General features: G+C 66.8%; 11 protein-coding genes, 2 tRNA genes and 1 riboswitch. Of the genes, 6 read left to right on the top strand and 7 right to left on the bottom strand.

What is annotated here, in order from left to right; genetic code table 11:
* The first annotated feature begins 39 nt into the window (after positions 1-39).
* The gene (locus ACFTSF_RS24310; protein WP_380155927.1) at positions 40-1,224 is read left to right on the top strand and encodes an alginate lyase family protein; all 1,185 of its coding nucleotides are present in this window, start codon (positions 40-42) and stop codon (positions 1,222-1,224) included.
* A 235-nt stretch (positions 1,225-1,459) separates the two neighbouring features.
* On the opposite strand, the gene ACFTSF_RS24305 is transcribed toward ACFTSF_RS24310, so the two are convergent.
* The 7 genes from ACFTSF_RS24305 to ACFTSF_RS24275 all read right to left on the bottom strand — a co-directional run bounded on the left by ACFTSF_RS24305 (position 1,460) and on the right by ACFTSF_RS24275 (position 9,828).
* The gene (locus ACFTSF_RS24305) at positions 1,460-2,533 is read right to left on the bottom strand and encodes a ribonucleotide-diphosphate reductase subunit beta (protein WP_380156275.1); all 1,074 of its coding nucleotides are present in this window, start codon (positions 2,531-2,533) and stop codon (positions 1,460-1,462) included.
* On the bottom strand, positions 2,524-5,397 hold the full coding sequence (locus tag ACFTSF_RS24300; RefSeq protein WP_380155926.1) for a ribonucleoside-diphosphate reductase subunit alpha: 2,874 nt from the start codon (positions 5,395-5,397) through the stop codon (positions 2,524-2,526). The genes ACFTSF_RS24305 and ACFTSF_RS24300 overlap by 10 nt, the downstream gene beginning before the upstream one ends.
* 135 nt (positions 5,398-5,532) lie before the next feature.
* Positions 5,533-5,688: riboswitch (cobalamin riboswitch) on the bottom strand.
* A gap of 31 nt (positions 5,689-5,719) precedes the next feature.
* The gene (locus tag ACFTSF_RS24295; protein WP_380155925.1) at positions 5,720-6,292 is read right to left on the bottom strand and encodes a DinB family protein; all 573 of its coding nucleotides are present in this window, start codon (positions 6,290-6,292) and stop codon (positions 5,720-5,722) included.
* Positions 6,293-6,311: 19 nt separating this feature from the next.
* Positions 6,312-8,222 carry a potassium transporter Kup gene (locus tag ACFTSF_RS24290; protein ID WP_380155924.1) on the bottom strand — a complete coding sequence of 637 codons (1,911 nt, stop codon included), beginning with the start codon at positions 8,220-8,222 and terminating at the stop codon, positions 6,312-6,314.
* Positions 8,223-8,259: 37 nt separating this feature from the next.
* Positions 8,260-8,454 (bottom strand): hypothetical protein, encoded by a 195-nt coding sequence (locus ACFTSF_RS24285; protein ID WP_380155923.1) that lies wholly within the window; start codon positions 8,452-8,454, stop codon positions 8,260-8,262.
* A 10-nt stretch (positions 8,455-8,464) separates the two neighbouring features.
* On the bottom strand, positions 8,465-9,349 hold the full coding sequence (locus tag ACFTSF_RS24280; protein WP_380155922.1) for a 3-methyladenine DNA glycosylase: 885 nt from the start codon (positions 9,347-9,349) through the stop codon (positions 8,465-8,467).
* Positions 9,346-9,828, bottom strand: a complete 483-nt coding sequence (locus ACFTSF_RS24275; protein WP_380155921.1) for a GNAT family N-acetyltransferase — start codon at positions 9,826-9,828, stop codon at positions 9,346-9,348. The genes ACFTSF_RS24280 and ACFTSF_RS24275 overlap by 4 nt, the downstream gene beginning before the upstream one ends.
* A 41-nt stretch (positions 9,829-9,869) precedes the next feature.
* On the opposite strand from ACFTSF_RS24275, the gene ACFTSF_RS24270 reads away from it, so the two are divergent.
* The 5 genes from ACFTSF_RS24270 to ACFTSF_RS24250 all read left to right on the top strand — a co-directional run bounded on the left by ACFTSF_RS24270 (position 9,870) and on the right by ACFTSF_RS24250 (position 13,428).
* On the top strand, positions 9,870-10,658 hold the full coding sequence (locus ACFTSF_RS24270; RefSeq protein ID WP_344155255.1) for a fumarylacetoacetate hydrolase family protein: 789 nt from the start codon (positions 9,870-9,872) through the stop codon (positions 10,656-10,658).
* Positions 10,651-12,183 (top strand): glutamate--tRNA ligase, encoded by a 1,533-nt coding sequence (gltX, locus tag ACFTSF_RS24265; protein WP_380155920.1) that lies wholly within the window; start codon positions 10,651-10,653, stop codon positions 12,181-12,183. Before ACFTSF_RS24270 ends, gltX begins: the two co-directional genes overlap by 8 nt.
* Positions 12,183-13,064, top strand: a complete 882-nt coding sequence (locus ACFTSF_RS24260; RefSeq protein ID WP_380155919.1) for a CPBP family intramembrane glutamic endopeptidase — start codon at positions 12,183-12,185, stop codon at positions 13,062-13,064. Before gltX ends, ACFTSF_RS24260 begins: the two co-directional genes overlap by 1 nt.
* Positions 13,065-13,202: 138 nt before the next feature.
* Positions 13,203-13,274, top strand: a tRNA-Gln gene (locus tag ACFTSF_RS24255).
* A 78-nt stretch (positions 13,275-13,352) separates the two neighbouring features.
* A tRNA-Glu gene (locus ACFTSF_RS24250) sits at positions 13,353-13,428 on the top strand.
* The last annotated feature ends 196 nt before the right edge of the window (positions 13,429-13,624 follow it).

Raw genomic sequence — 13,624 nt, 5'->3', positions numbered from 1 at the left:
GCTTCGTGAGCGCGCCCCAACCGCCCCCAGGAGGCTGCCATGACTCGACTACGCCCACTTCTCGTCACTGTCGCCCTGAGCCTGATCGCGAGTACCGCCGTACTGTTCGCCGCCCCGCCGAGCACAGCGGCGCCGGCCGCCTTCAAACATCCCGGTGTGCTCGTCAACAAAGCGCAACTCGACTTCGCCCGCCAGCAGGTTCAGTCCGGCGCCCAGCCGCAGACGGCGGCGTACAACGCGATGAAGAGCAGCTCGTACGGCGCTCTGTCGTACACCCCGAAACCTCGCGCGATCGTCGAATGCGGTTCGAACTCGAACCCGAACAACGGCTGTTCCGACGAACGCAACGACGCGCTCGCGGCGTACACGCACGCGTTGCTCTGGTACTTCACCAACGACGACCGCTACGCCAAGAAGGCGATCCAGATCATGGACGCGTGGTCCGCCGTACTGCAGGACCACACCAACTCGAACGCACCCCTGCAGACCGGCTGGTCCGGCGCGTCGTTCTCGCGAACCGGTGAACTGATCAAACACACGTACGGCGGCTCGTGGGCCCAGCGAGCGCGGTTCGAGAACATGCTGCGCACCGTGTATCTGCCCGAGGTCCGCAACGGCGCCGGCTGCAAGAACGGCAACTGGGAACTGATCATGACCGACGCCGCGATCGGAATCGCGGTCTTCCTCGACGACAAGGCCGCGTTCGACAAGGCGGTCAGCATCTGGCGCGGCCGGCTGCCCGGTTACGTCTACCAGACCACGGACGGCGCCTGGCCGAAGGCTCCGTCCACCTGCGGTTCGAAGGACACCCGCGAGGAGATCGTCGCCTACTGGCAAGGCCAGTCCACGTTCTCGAACGGCCTCGCCCAAGAGACCTGCCGCGACTTCGGCCACACCGGCTGGGGACTCACCGCCGCCACCCACGTCGCCGAAACCGCCTGGCACCAAGGCGTCAACCTGTACGGCGAAGCCGGCAAACGACTCACCGACGGCTACTACTTCCACACCCGCTACGAAACCGGCACCGCCGTACCGTCCAACCTCTGCGGCGGAACCGTGAAGCTCGGCCTAGGCGCAGTCAGCGAAATCGTCTACAACCACTACCACAACCGCCTCGGCCAGCAGATGCCCACCACGCTCGCCTACACCGAGTCCAAACGCCCAGCCGGCGCCAACTACTTCTTCGCCTGGGAAACCCTCACCCACGCCAACAACCCCCGCTAACCCCATCCGAACCGCGGAGTGAATCGCCCACCTTGGGCCCCCACCAACCATCCACAACCCCCCTCGGTGGCTGAGGGGTGCTCAAGGTGGTTTCGACGCGGGACCTTGGGCACGGATCAGTCATTTAGGCGGCGCTTGAATGGTTGAGCGGTGCTCAAGGTGTGGGGGGTGGGAACGGCGAACCGCCGCCGCCTGACGGGGAGTCGGGCGACGGCGGTTCGGTTGTGCGTGCTGGCTAGTCCCAGCTGAGGCCGCTGGAGGACTGGTATTCGATGACTCGGGTCTCGAAGAAGTTCTTTTCCTTCTTGAGGTCCATGACTTCGGACATCCAGCCGAACGGGTTGCGGGTCTCGCCGAAGATCGGGGCGATGCCGATCTGTTCGGCGCGGCGGTCGGTGATGAAGTGCATGTACTGCTCGCAGAGGTCAGCGGTCAGGCCGAGCATGCCGTTGGGCATCGTGGAGCGGCCGTAGGCGACCTCGAGTTCGCAGGCCTCGGTGAGCATCTGGCGGACCTCGGCCTGGAAGGCTTCGGTCCACAGGTGCGGGTTCTCCTGCTTGATCTGGTTGATGCAGTCGATGCCGAAGTTCAGGTGGATCGACTCGTCGCGCAGGATGTACTGGTACTGCTCGGCGATGCCGACCATCTTGTTCCGGCGGCCGAGCGACAGGATCTGCGCGAAGCCGGTGTAGAACCACATACCTTCGAAGACCACGTAGAACGCGATCAGGTCGCGCAGGAACGCGGTGTCGGACTCCGGCGTACCGGTCTTGAAGTCTGGGTCCTCCAGGTGCTGGGTGTACTTCAGGGCCCAGGCGTCCTTGTCGGAGATCGACGGCACCTCGCGGTACATGTTGAACAGCTCGCCCTCGTCGAGACCGAGCGACGTACAGATGTACTGGAAGGTGTGCGTGTGCACGGCCTCCTCGAACGCCTGGCGCAGCAGGTACTGCCGGCACTCGGGGTTGGTGAGCTGGCGGTAGACGGCCAGGACGATGTTGTTCGCGACCAGGGACTCCGCGGTGGCGAAGAAGCCGAGGTTGCGCTTCAGCATCAGCCGCTCGTCGTCGGTGAGGCCGTCCTTGCTCTTCCACAGCGAGATGTCGGCCTGCATGGAGACCTCGGTCGGCATCCAGTGGTTGTTGCAGCCGGCCAGATACTTCTCCCAGGCCCACTTGTACTTCAACGGGAGCAGTTGGTTCACGTCGGCCCGCGCGTTGATCATCGCCTTGTCGGAGACGTCGATGCGGGAGGCGCCGACGGCGATCGAGCCAAGTCCGGTCGCGTTGTCGGTGGTCGTCACTGGCAGGCCTCGCAGTCAGGGTCTTCGAGGGAGCAGACTGCTCCGGTTGGTTCGGGCAGTGGAGCGTTGTCGATCGCCGACGGTGCGGTGACCGGCACTGCCGTCGGCACGGTGGCGGAGACGGCGTTCAGCTTGCCGTCGGTGCCCTTCAGTGTCGACTTCTCCACATGGGTCTTCGACTGCGAACGCAGGTAGTACGTCGTCTTCAGCCCGTAGCGCCACGCGTTCCGGTAGAGCTCGTCGAGCGCCTTGCCGGACGGAGAAGCCATGTACAGGTTGAGCGACTGCGCCTGGTCGATCCACTTCTGCCGGCGCGACGCGGCCTTGATCAGCCACAGCGGCTCGATCTCGAACGCGGTCGCGTACAGCTCGCGGAGGTCGGCCGGGACCCGGTCGATGTTCTCCAGGATGCCGTCGTGGTACTTGAGGTCGGAGACCATCACCTGGTCCCACAGACCGCGTGCCTTCAGATCGTTGACCAGGTACGGGTTGGCGACGGTGAACTCACCGGACATGTTCGACTTCACGAACAGGTTGCTGTACGCCGGTTCGATCGACTGGCTGACCCCGCAGATGTTGGAGATCGTCGCGGTCGGCGCGATCGCCATCACGTTGGAGTTCCGCATGCCGTCGCGCAGCACCTTGGTCCGCAGGGCATCCCAGTCGAGCGTCTTGGCGTCGTCGAGGATCACGTCACCGTTGCGGGCCGACCGCAGCAGCTCCAGCGAGTCGATCGGCAACACACCCTGGCTCCACAGCGAACCGTCGTACGTCGAGTAGCGGCCGCGCTCGGCGGCGAGATCGCTGGACGCCTCGATCGCGTGGTAGCTGATGGCTTCCATCGAGCTGTCGGCGAACGCGACGGCCGCGTCCGACGAGTACGGGATGCGCAGTGAGAAGAGCGCGTCCGCGAAACCCATCAGGCCGAGGCCGACCGGGCGGTGCCGCTGGTTGGCGCGCTCCGACTCCGGCGTCGTGTAGAAGTTCACGTCGATGACGTTGTCGAGCATCCGGACCGCGGTCTTCACCGTGTCGCGGAGCAGGTCGGCGTCGAGGCCCGTCTCGGTCAGGTGCGCGACCAGGTTGACCGAACCCAGGTTGCAGACCGCGGTCTCGTCGACCGTCGTGTTCAGCGTGATCTCGGTGCACAGGTTCGACGAGTGGACGACACCGTTGTGCTGCTGCGGCGAGCGCAGATTGCACGGGTCCTTGAAGGTGATCCACGGGTGGCCGGTCTCGAACAGCACAGTCAGCATCCGGCGCCACAGGTCGAGCGCGCGGACCCGGCGGAACATCCGGATCTCACCGCGGTCGGCGGCCGCCTCGTACTTCTCGTACGCCGTCTTGAACGCCGCGCCGAACAGATCGTGCAGATCCGGCACCTCGTCCGGCGAGAACAGCGTCCACTGACCGTCCGCCTCGACCCGCTGCAGGAACAGGTCCGGCACCCAGTTGGCCGTGTTCATGTCGTGCGTCCGGCGACGCTCGTCACCGGTGTTCTTGCGCAGATCGAGGAACTCCTCGATATCCATATGCCAGGTCTCGAGATACGCGCACACCGCGCCCTTCCGCCGGCCGCCTTGGTTCACTGCTACGGCCGTGTCGTTCGCGACCTTCAGGAACGGTACGACGCCTTGCGATTCACCGTTGGTGCCGCGGATCTTGGCGCCGATTCCGCGGACCGGGGTCCAGTCGTTGCCCAGGCCGCCGGAGTACTTGGCGAGCAGGGCGTTGTTGCGGATCCCGGCGAAGATGCCGGCCAGGTCGTCGTCCACCGTGGTGAGGAAGCACGAGCTCAGCTGCGGTCGCGTCGTACCGGAGTTGAACAGGGTCGGGGTCGACGACATGAAGCGGAACGAGCTGAGCAGTTCGTAGAACTGGATCGCGCGGCCCTCGCGGTCCTCCTCGCGCAGTGCCATCCCCATCGCGACCCGCAGGAAGAACGCCTGCGGCAGCTCGAACCGGGTCTTGTCGATGTGCAGCAGGTAGCGGTCGTACAGCGTCTGCAGACCGAGGAAGGCGAAGTCCAGGTCGCGCTCAGGGCGGATTGCCGCGGACAGCCGGTCCAGGTCGAAGGTGGCCAGCTCGGGGTCGAGCAGCCCGGCCTCGATCCCGGTCGCGATGTAGCGCGGGAAGTATTCGGCGTACGCCGTGGCCATGTCGGCCTGGCTGGCCTGCCGCGGCTCGCCGTGTACTCGGCCGAGCGCCTCGCGGCGGATCTGGTCCAGCAGTAGGCGGGACGCGGCATAGCTGTACTGCGGCTCGGTCTCGACGTACGACCGGGCCGCCATCACGAGAGCCAGCTCGACCTCGTGCTGGGCGATCCCGTCGTAACAGGACCCGATCGTCTCGTTCAGGATCTGCTCGGGGTCGACGGAGTCCAGCCCGGCGGCGGCCTCGGCGACGATCACGCGCAGCCGGTCGACGTCGAGCGGAACGCGGGTCCCGTCGGCCTGGCGGACCGACACGACCGGCTTGGTGGTGGCCAGCTCAGCCGGGTCGGCAGGGGTGCGGGCCTTGGTCCGCTCCTCGCGGTACAGCACGTAGGCCCGGGCGACCTGATGCTCTCCCGCGCGCATCAGAGCCAGCTCGACCTGGTCCTGGATGTCCTCGACCTGGACGCTACGCCGCGCGTCACCGCGACTGGTCAGGGCCTCGACGACCCGGCCGGTCAGGTCGGTGACCAGGTCGCGGACCCGGTGGGTGGCGCCGGCGTCGTTACCCTCGACGGCCAGGAACGCCTTCGTGACGGCGACCGAGATCTTGGTCGCGTCGAACACAGTGTTACTGCCGTCGCGGCGGACGACGGTCAGTTGGTTCCCGTGGCCGGCCTCGTCGGCCGCCGATCGGGATGTGGAAGCGATGGTCACAGAAGCTCTTCTCTCCCTACGCGTGCGAAGGACCGCGACCAGAAGGCATGAGCGCATGACGGGACGGACAGCACCGGCCGGAAAACTGTCGTCTCGCCCTGCGACCCACCCTCGAGGTCTCGGACCGCGCGCACCGGCGGTGCACGCGCCGGCGACAGGTATCCGGACTCGCGGCCGCCCCACTACGACAGGACGTCCGCTCACCGTTGCGGGGCAGCTCCGGACTCGCACCGGATTCCCCTGACCGCCAGCTCGACAGACTTTAGGGCAGCCGCTAGATCTAGTGGTAGCGACACGCCGCATGTCGCACATGTTGTGGTCCTCACGCCGTGACGCCATACAGATCCTGTAACGTCATGATCTCTGATCCGTGATGGATGAGCTCGCGATTGAGCCGTAACACCACGTGCCCGAACGGCTCCTCGGCATCCAGTGCCGTCGCCTGACTGAGCCCCACCGTGGCCACCTGCTCCTCCGGCAACGACGCGATCCCGTCCTGCCAGGCCTCCACCCAATGCGTCAGCCAGGCGACCGCATCCCGCGCGTTCCCGTGCAACGTGATGTCGCCTCGCCCCTGCTCCTTGGGTCCGAACGTCCACTCCCACCGCTCGAAGAACGTCTCGGTCAGATGCGCGATCAACCACGCGATCGTCCGCGGCCCCCGATGATCAGGCTCGTCCGGCCACTGCGCCACCCACTCGCCGGACCCCAATGACCGATAGTGACTCGGATAGTGCCGCCGTACGACGGTCAGTGCCGCATCGCCCGGCTGCCAGAAGTACTGCTCGTCCGTCAACTGTGCCAGCCGCGCGGACAGCACCATCCAGCTGAACCCCAACTGCCCTCGCACCATCGCCATGGCGGAGGGCTGCTGCAAGATGTCCCACTCGAACATGTGTTCGAATGTAACAGACCTACACGGTGATTTGCGAGCCCACGATGACGACCTGTTCGCGGGGGAGGTGGAAGTACTCGGCGGCGTCGGCGGTGATCGCGGTGGTGGCGAGGAAGATGCGTTTGCGCCAGCGGGGCATGCCGCTGGTGTCGCCGAGTTTGAGCTCGATGGCGGAGAGGAAGTAGGAGGTGTCGTCGGGGTCGACGGTGAGTTCGGTGCTCTGGGCGGCGGCGCGTTCGAGGATCTCGGGGACGTTGGCGGACTCGACGTAGCCGAGGCGGGCGGTGACGTGGATGATGCCGTCGTCGGTGTAGCCGAGGTCGTCGACCAGGATGCGCTCGGGTTCGGGGACGTGCGGGACGGTGACGGTCTCGATCGAGAGGATGACCACGTTCTTGTGCAGGACGTGGTTGTGCTCGACGTTGGCGCGCATCGCCAGCGGGACGGTGGTGTTGCCGCGGTTCAGGAAGACCGCCGTACCGTCGACGCGGGTGATCGGGCGCTCGTGCAGGGTGTCGATGAACTCGCGCAGTTGGCCCTCTTCGCGTTCGCGCTTGGCGGTGACGAGTTGGCGGCCTTGCTGCCAGGTGGTCAGGACGAGGAAGACGCTGACCGCGATCAGCAGCGGCAGCCAGGCGCCGTGCACGAATTTGGTCAGGTTCGCGCCCAGGAAGAGCAGCTCGACCGTGAGGAAGATGGCGGCGCCGAGGAGGACCAGCCACAACGGCTTCTGCCACTGCTTCCGGACGATGTAGAAGAACAGCAGCGAGTTGATGACGATCGTGCCGGTGACCGCCATCCCGAAGGCGAAGGCCAGTGCGGCCGAGGTCTCGAACGCGAAGACGAGAGTCAGTACGGCGATCATCAGCGCCCAGTTGACCCACGGGACGTAGATCTGGCCGGCCGTCTCGGTCGAGGTGTACTGGATCCGCAGCCGCGGCAGGTAGCCGAGCTGGACGGCCTGGTGGGCGACCGAGAACGCGCCGGTGATGACCGCCTGGGAGGCGATCACGGTCGCGGCCGTCGCCAGGATCACCATCGGGATCCGGCCCCACTCGGGGACCAGCAGGAAGAACGGGCTGGTGAATCCGTTCGGGTCCTCCAGCACCAGCGCGCCCTGGCCGAGATAGCTCAGGATGCAGGCCGGGAAGACGAGGAACAGCCAGGCCCGCGTGATCGGCTGACGGCCGAAGTGCGCGAGGTCGGCGTACAGGGCCTCGGCGCCGGTGATCGCCAGTACGACGGCCGCGAGCGCGAAGAACGCGGTCCCGAAATGCCCGGTCAGGAAGCCGATCGCGTACGTCGGCGAGAGCGCCTTGAGGATGCTCGGGTGGTCGAGGATGCCGCCGATCCCGCAGACCGCGATCGCCGCGAACCAGACGATCATGATCGGACCGAACGAGCGGCCGATCCGGCCGCTGCCGTGCTTCTGCACGCTGAACAGGCCGATGATGATGACCGCGGTGATCGGTACCACCCAGGCGTCCAGGCCGGGCTGGATCACTTTGACGCCCTCGACCGCGGACAGTACCGAGATGGCCGGGGTGATCATCGAGTCGCCGAAGAACAGTGACGCGCCGAAGATGCCGAGCCCGGCGAGGAGAACCGTCGTACGGCGCCCGCTCGTCCGGGGGATGTTCTGGATCAGGGTGATCATCGCCAGGATGCCGCCCTCGCCCTGGTTGTCGGCGCGCAGTACCAGCAGCACGTACTTGATCGTCACGATCAGCGTGACCGCCCAGAAGATCAGCGAGATGATCCCGTAGACGTTCTGGGTGGCGGTCTCCACCGGGTGCGGATCACCCGGGTTGAAGATCGTCTGGATCGTGTAGATCGGACTGGTCCCGATGTCGCCGAAGACGACGCCGAGGGCGCCGATCATCAAAGCGGCCTTGGCCGGGGTCCGTGCCCCTGTCGTCTGGCTCGTCACGGATTGCATTGAATCACGCGCCCGGTGCGCGGGTGCGTCAGCGCTTCTGCGGACCCCGGATCGCCACGAAGATGAGCGAGACGCCGAACGCGGCCACGATCGGGCCGACGATGGCCCACAGCGAACTCCCGGTCATCGAGCTGCCCTTGAGATAACCCAGTCCCTGCAACGCCCAGACGGCGCCGAGCGCGGTCAGCAGCACACCGAAGGCAATCGCGACGATCTTTCCCATGAGCGGGAGGTTAGTCGAGAAGTTCGTTGCACAGGGCGACGAGTTGCTCGCGGAGCGGGCGGGCGCGCTCCGCGAAGGTGCGCTGGGCGGCGGCGTACTCGGCCTTGCCGGCGGCCGTTTCGATCCGGACCGGGTCATAACCCAGCGGTGCCAGGTCATAGGGCGAGGCGCGCATATCGAGCGTCCGGATGTCGCGGGCAAGCTCGAAACAGTCCAGGACGAGTGCGCTCGGGGTGAACGGCGCGAGCTTGGTCGCCCACTTGTAGAGGTCCATGTTGGCGTGCAGACAGCCGCCCTGCTCGAGCTGCGGCTGGGCCTCGCGGGTCGGCTGCAGGACGTTCAGCGGCCGGGCCGCGTCGGTGAAGAAGCGGAACGCGTCGAAGTGCGAACACCCGATCTTGTGCGACTCGACCACCTCATCGGTGCCCTCGGCCCCCAACCGCAACGGCCACTTCTGATGCCGTACGGCGTCCGTCCGGTACACCATCGCCCATTCGTGCAACCCGAAACACCCGAACTGCGGTTGCCGATCGAGGGTGGACGCGAGGAGACCGCGGATCCACCTGATGCTGTCGGTACGGCGCTCGATCTCGGCCGGATGGAGTTGCGCGGCGCCGTCCACAACCACGTAGCCACGGCGTTCGGCGTACTCGGGGGCGTCGAGCAGGCGGACGCCAGGGCCGGGATGCCACAGGCGGAGCTGGGCCGGCCGCGCGGAGTAGTAGGTGAAGAGGAAGTCCTCGACCGGATGTGGTTCACGGCGCTGTCGCCGGGCGAGGTGATCCGCAAGGAGCGCATCAACCCGGGAAGTGTGCGCACGGTGCAAGAGCTCCCACTCGGCGCGGGGGAGAGGGACCGCGTGCGGCGGCGCAATGCGCGGATCGGAGATGGTCACAGGTTCAGTTCGTAGGCGTAGAGGTCGATGCCGGCGACGGGGGACCAGTCGCGGTCGGGGAGGCGCTGGAAGCCGAGGCGTTCGTACAGGCGGTGTGCTGTCTTCATGTAGACCGCAGTGCTGAGCACGATGCGGGGGAGGCCGAGCTCGCGGGTGCGTTCTATACAGTGCGTGGTCAGGGCGCTCCCAATCCCCAGTCCACGGGCGCGTCCGGCGACTCCGAGCATCCGGAACTCGCCTTCGTGATCCAGCCCGATCTCGCGGTAGACCGAGCCGGGCGGGCAGTAGGTGACGGTGCCGAGAAGCCCGGACGCGTCGACCGCGACCCACACCTCGGCCTTGGCGGCGCGGTCGGCGGCAGCACGTAGCGTCATCGCGTACTCACCGCGGACGAAACCGTCGTGTGAGTACGCGTCCACGGTCAGGTCGCCGACGGCGTCGTACTCGTCCGGCCGGGCCTGGCGGATCTCCCAAGTCACCGCACCACTGTCTCATTCCAGTGCGACGGTAGGCTCGGCCCGTGCGTATCGCCAGATTCTCCGTCGACGACGAACCGAAGTACGGCGTCGTCGAGACCGACGACCCCGAAGGCCTCAGCGGCACTGTCGCCGTGCTCGACTCCGACCCGCTCTACCGGCCGGTCCAGTTCACCGGGGAGAAGCTGCAGCTGGCCGACGTCCGGCTGCTGGCCCCGGTGATCCCGCGCAGCAAGGTGGTCTGTGTCGGCCGCAACTACGCCGCGCACGCCGCCGAGCTGGGCAACGAGGTGCCGAAGGAGCCGATGATCTTCCTGAAGCCGAACACCTCGGTGGTCGGCCCGCTGGACGGCATCGTCTACCCCGAGCAGACCAACGACCTGCAGTTCGAGGGTGAGCTGGCGATCGTGATCGGCCGGATCTGCCGGGACCTGCCCAAGGAGCGCGCCGAGGAAGTGATCTTCGGCTACACGATCGCGAACGACGTGACCGCGCGCGACCTGCAGAAGTCCGACGGGCAGTGGGCCCGGGCCAAGGGCTACGACACGTTCTGCCCGCTCGGCCCGTGGATCCAGACCGACCTCGACGTGGCGGATCTGCGGGTGACCACAACCCTGAACGGCGAGACCAAGCAGGACGGGCGGACGTCGCAGTTCATCTTCGACATCCCGACCGTACTGGCCTACATCACCTCGTTCACCACGCTGCTGCCCGGCGACGTCGTACTGACCGGGACGCCGGCCGGCGTCGGCCCTATGCTGCCCGGCGACTCGGTCGCGGTCACCGTCGAGGGCCTCGGCACTCTGACGAACAGGGTGATCGTGCGTGACTGAGCAGCCCGCTCGCGACGACTCCGGCGTCCTGGCTGGCTTAGCTCCGGCCGACGTCCGGGTGCGGTTCCCACCGTCCCCGACCGGCCTGCTCACCGTTGGCAACATCCGCAGTGCCTTGTTCAACTGGGCCTTCGCCCGGCACTACGGCGGCACGCTCGTGCTGCGGATCGAGGACACCGACCAGGCCCGGAACACGCCCGAGGCGCTCGACTACACCCTCGACGCGCTGCGCTGGCTGGGCCTGACCTGGGACGAGGGCCCCGAGGCCGGTGGCGACCACGGCCCGTACCTGCAGTCCGAGCGGATGCAGATCTACTCCGACATCGTCGGCAAGCTGATGGTCACCGGTAAGGCGTACCACTGCTACTGCTCGCAGGAGGAGCTCGACGACCGCCGCGAGACCGCGCGCTCGGCCGGACAACCCAGCGGGTACGACGGCCACTGTCGCGCGCTGGACGCCGTACAGGCCAAGGCGTTCCTCGACGAGGGCCGCCGGCCGGTCGTCCGGTTGCGGATGCCGGACCGGCCGATCGTGTTCGACGACCTGGTTCGCGGCGAGATCACCTTCCTCCCGGAGAACCTCGGCGACTACGTCCTGGTCCGCGCCAACGGCTATCCGCTCTACCCGTTGGTGAACCCGGTCGACGACGCGCTGATGGACATCACCCACGTCCTGCGCGGTGAGGACCTGCTCTCCTCGACGCCCCGGCAGATCGCGCTCTACGAGGCGCTCGCCGAGATCGGCGTCGGCAGCGGCCGGACCCCGCGGTTCGGGCACCTGCCGATGGTGATGGGGTCCGAGGGCAACAAGAAGCTCTCCAAGCGCGACTCCGGTGCGGGCCTGGACGAGTACCGGACCCAGGGCTTCCTGCCCGAGGGCCTGCTGAACTACCTCGCCCTGCTCGGCTGGTCGATCGCCGACGACCGCGACGTGTTCACGCTGGCGGAGATGATCGATGCCTTCGACATCCGCAAGGTGAACTCGAACGCGGCCCGCTTCGACCAGAAGAAGTGCGAGGCGATCAACGCCGCCCACATGCGGATGCTGCCGCAGGACGAGTTCGCTGCCCGGACGGTCCCGTTCCTGGTCGCGGCCGGGTACCTGCCGGCTGTGCCGAGCGATGACCAGCTCGCGGTACTGCGGGCCGCCGTACCGCTGGTGCAAGAGCGGATGGACGCGTTCGGGGAGTCGGTCGAGTTGCTCGGCTTCTTGTTCGCGGGCGAAGACTTCGTGATCGAGCCGGATGCCGCGGCGAAGGTGCTGGCCGGTGATGCCGGCTCTGTGCTGGCGGCGTCGGCCAAGGCGCTTGAAGGTGTCGAGTGGACCACCGCGGCGATCGAGGCCGCACTCCGGGCGTCGCTGGTCGACGGTCTCGGTCTCAAACCGAAGAAGGCGTTCGGTCCGGTCCGGGTCGCGGTCTCCGGCCGCCGGGTCTCGCCGCCGCTGTTCGAATCGATGGAGCTGCTCGGCCGGGAGACCTCACTCCGGCGGATCGAGCAGGCGCTGGTGAAGGTGGAGCACTGATGGGCCCGACGTACCAACGGCTGATGAAGAACGACCAGGCCCCACCCGGGTACGTCGTTCTCGGCGCGCTCACGATCTGGGTCGGCTGGGCGATCGCGTCGATCCTGTTCATCAGCAGCGCCAAGTCGATCCGGCAGGATCCCGAAGGCACGATCTCGTGGATCACCCTGCTGGCCACCAACTTGTCGCTGGCGATGTTCATCCCGCTGAGCATCGTCGTCGCGCGCCTGCTGAACCGGCAGGCGCCGGGTCTCTTGTCTTCGGTGCTCGGGCGGATCCGCTGGGTCCCACTGGCCTGGTTCGCCGCGGCCGCTGTCGTGGTCGAGTTGCTGTCGCTGGGTGCGATCCACCTCCTCGGCATCGAGCTGGTCGGCCGCGGCGACGGCCCCGCGCCGGACGCTGCCGCGGTCATCGTCGTGGTCCTGCTCACCTCGACTCTTCAGTCGGCGGGGGAGGAGTACTACTACCGCGGCTACCTCCTGCAGGCGTGCGGCGCGCTGCTGCGCAACCCAGTGGTGGCAGTACTCGTCACCACCCTGCTCTTCACCTTCGCGCACGGCGTACTGCCCTGGCAGAGCCCGGCACTGTTCCTCGACCGCTTCGCCTTCGGCCTGGTCGCCGGCATCCTCGCGATCCGCACCGGCGGACTAGAGGCAGGCATCGCGGCCCACGCCGCGAACAACGTCGTCACCTTCGTGTACGCCGCTCTGACCGACAGCGTCGGCGCCAGTCTCGGAGTGAAGGAAGCGCCGTGGTCGCTGGTCCTCGTGGACATCGCGAAGTTCGCGCTGTTCGGCGCAGCCGCGCTCTGGATCGCCCGCCGGACCAAGGTCGAAACAACGTGTGAGCTGCCACTGACACAGATGCCGAGACTCGTGTGACGGGAGTGACAACCCGCCGCCGGGACCTCGTTTTGGTGTCCGGGACCTGGCTCGGGTAAGCTCTCCGAGCCGGGATGGTGAGGGCGGAAACAAACTCTCCAAGCCGGCGCAGTGTTCTTTTTTTGAATGAAATGCCTTTGGGGTATGGGGTAATTGGCAGCCCGTCTGATTCTGGTTCAGTTAGTCTAGGTTCGAGTCCTAGTACCCCAGCGGATTGGACCGCACCGGTGAAAATCGGTAAAGTTCAACCTCGTTGCCCGGCCCGTCAGGGCTGGTCGGCAAAACTCTGGCCCCGTTGTGTAGCGGCCTAGCACGCCGCCCTCTCAAGGCGGTAGCGCGGGTTCGAATCCCGTCGGGGCTACCAGAGCGAAGCGCCTCCCATCACCGATGGGAGGCGCTTTTCGTGGGTGGTTCGGCGCGGCCGCACCGAGCAGTTGCTGGGGGTGTGAACAGAACATGGTGGCCTTGAACAAGGCATGACCTGTTCAAGGTCCCCGCGCGCGGTATGCACCCCCGAGTTGTGTCCCGCCGACTACCCGGAACGGACCTGCGCCTGTGTC

The sequence above is a fragment of the Kribbella sp. NPDC056951 genome, from assembly GCF_042674205.1.
Classification (GTDB): domain Bacteria; phylum Actinomycetota; class Actinomycetes; order Propionibacteriales; family Kribbellaceae; genus Kribbella; species Kribbella yunnanensis.
This window is presented reverse-complemented; position numbering and strand designations above follow the sequence as displayed.

Excerpts from the sequence above, each read along its gene's own strand:
- ACFTSF_RS24310 (WP_380155927.1), top strand. The coding sequence starts at position 40 with ATGACTCGACTACGCCCACTTCTCGTCACTGTCGCCCTGAGCCTGATC.
- ACFTSF_RS24285 (WP_380155923.1), bottom strand. The coding sequence starts at position 8,454 with ATGGGAAAGATCGTCGCGATTGCCTTCGGTGTGCTGCTGACCGCGCTC.
- ACFTSF_RS24295 (WP_380155925.1), bottom strand. The coding sequence starts at position 6,292 with ATGTTCGAGTGGGACATCTTGCAGCAGCCCTCCGCCATGGCGATGGTG.
- ACFTSF_RS24260 (WP_380155919.1), top strand. The coding sequence starts at position 12,183 with ATGGGCCCGACGTACCAACGGCTGATGAAGAACGACCAGGCCCCACCC.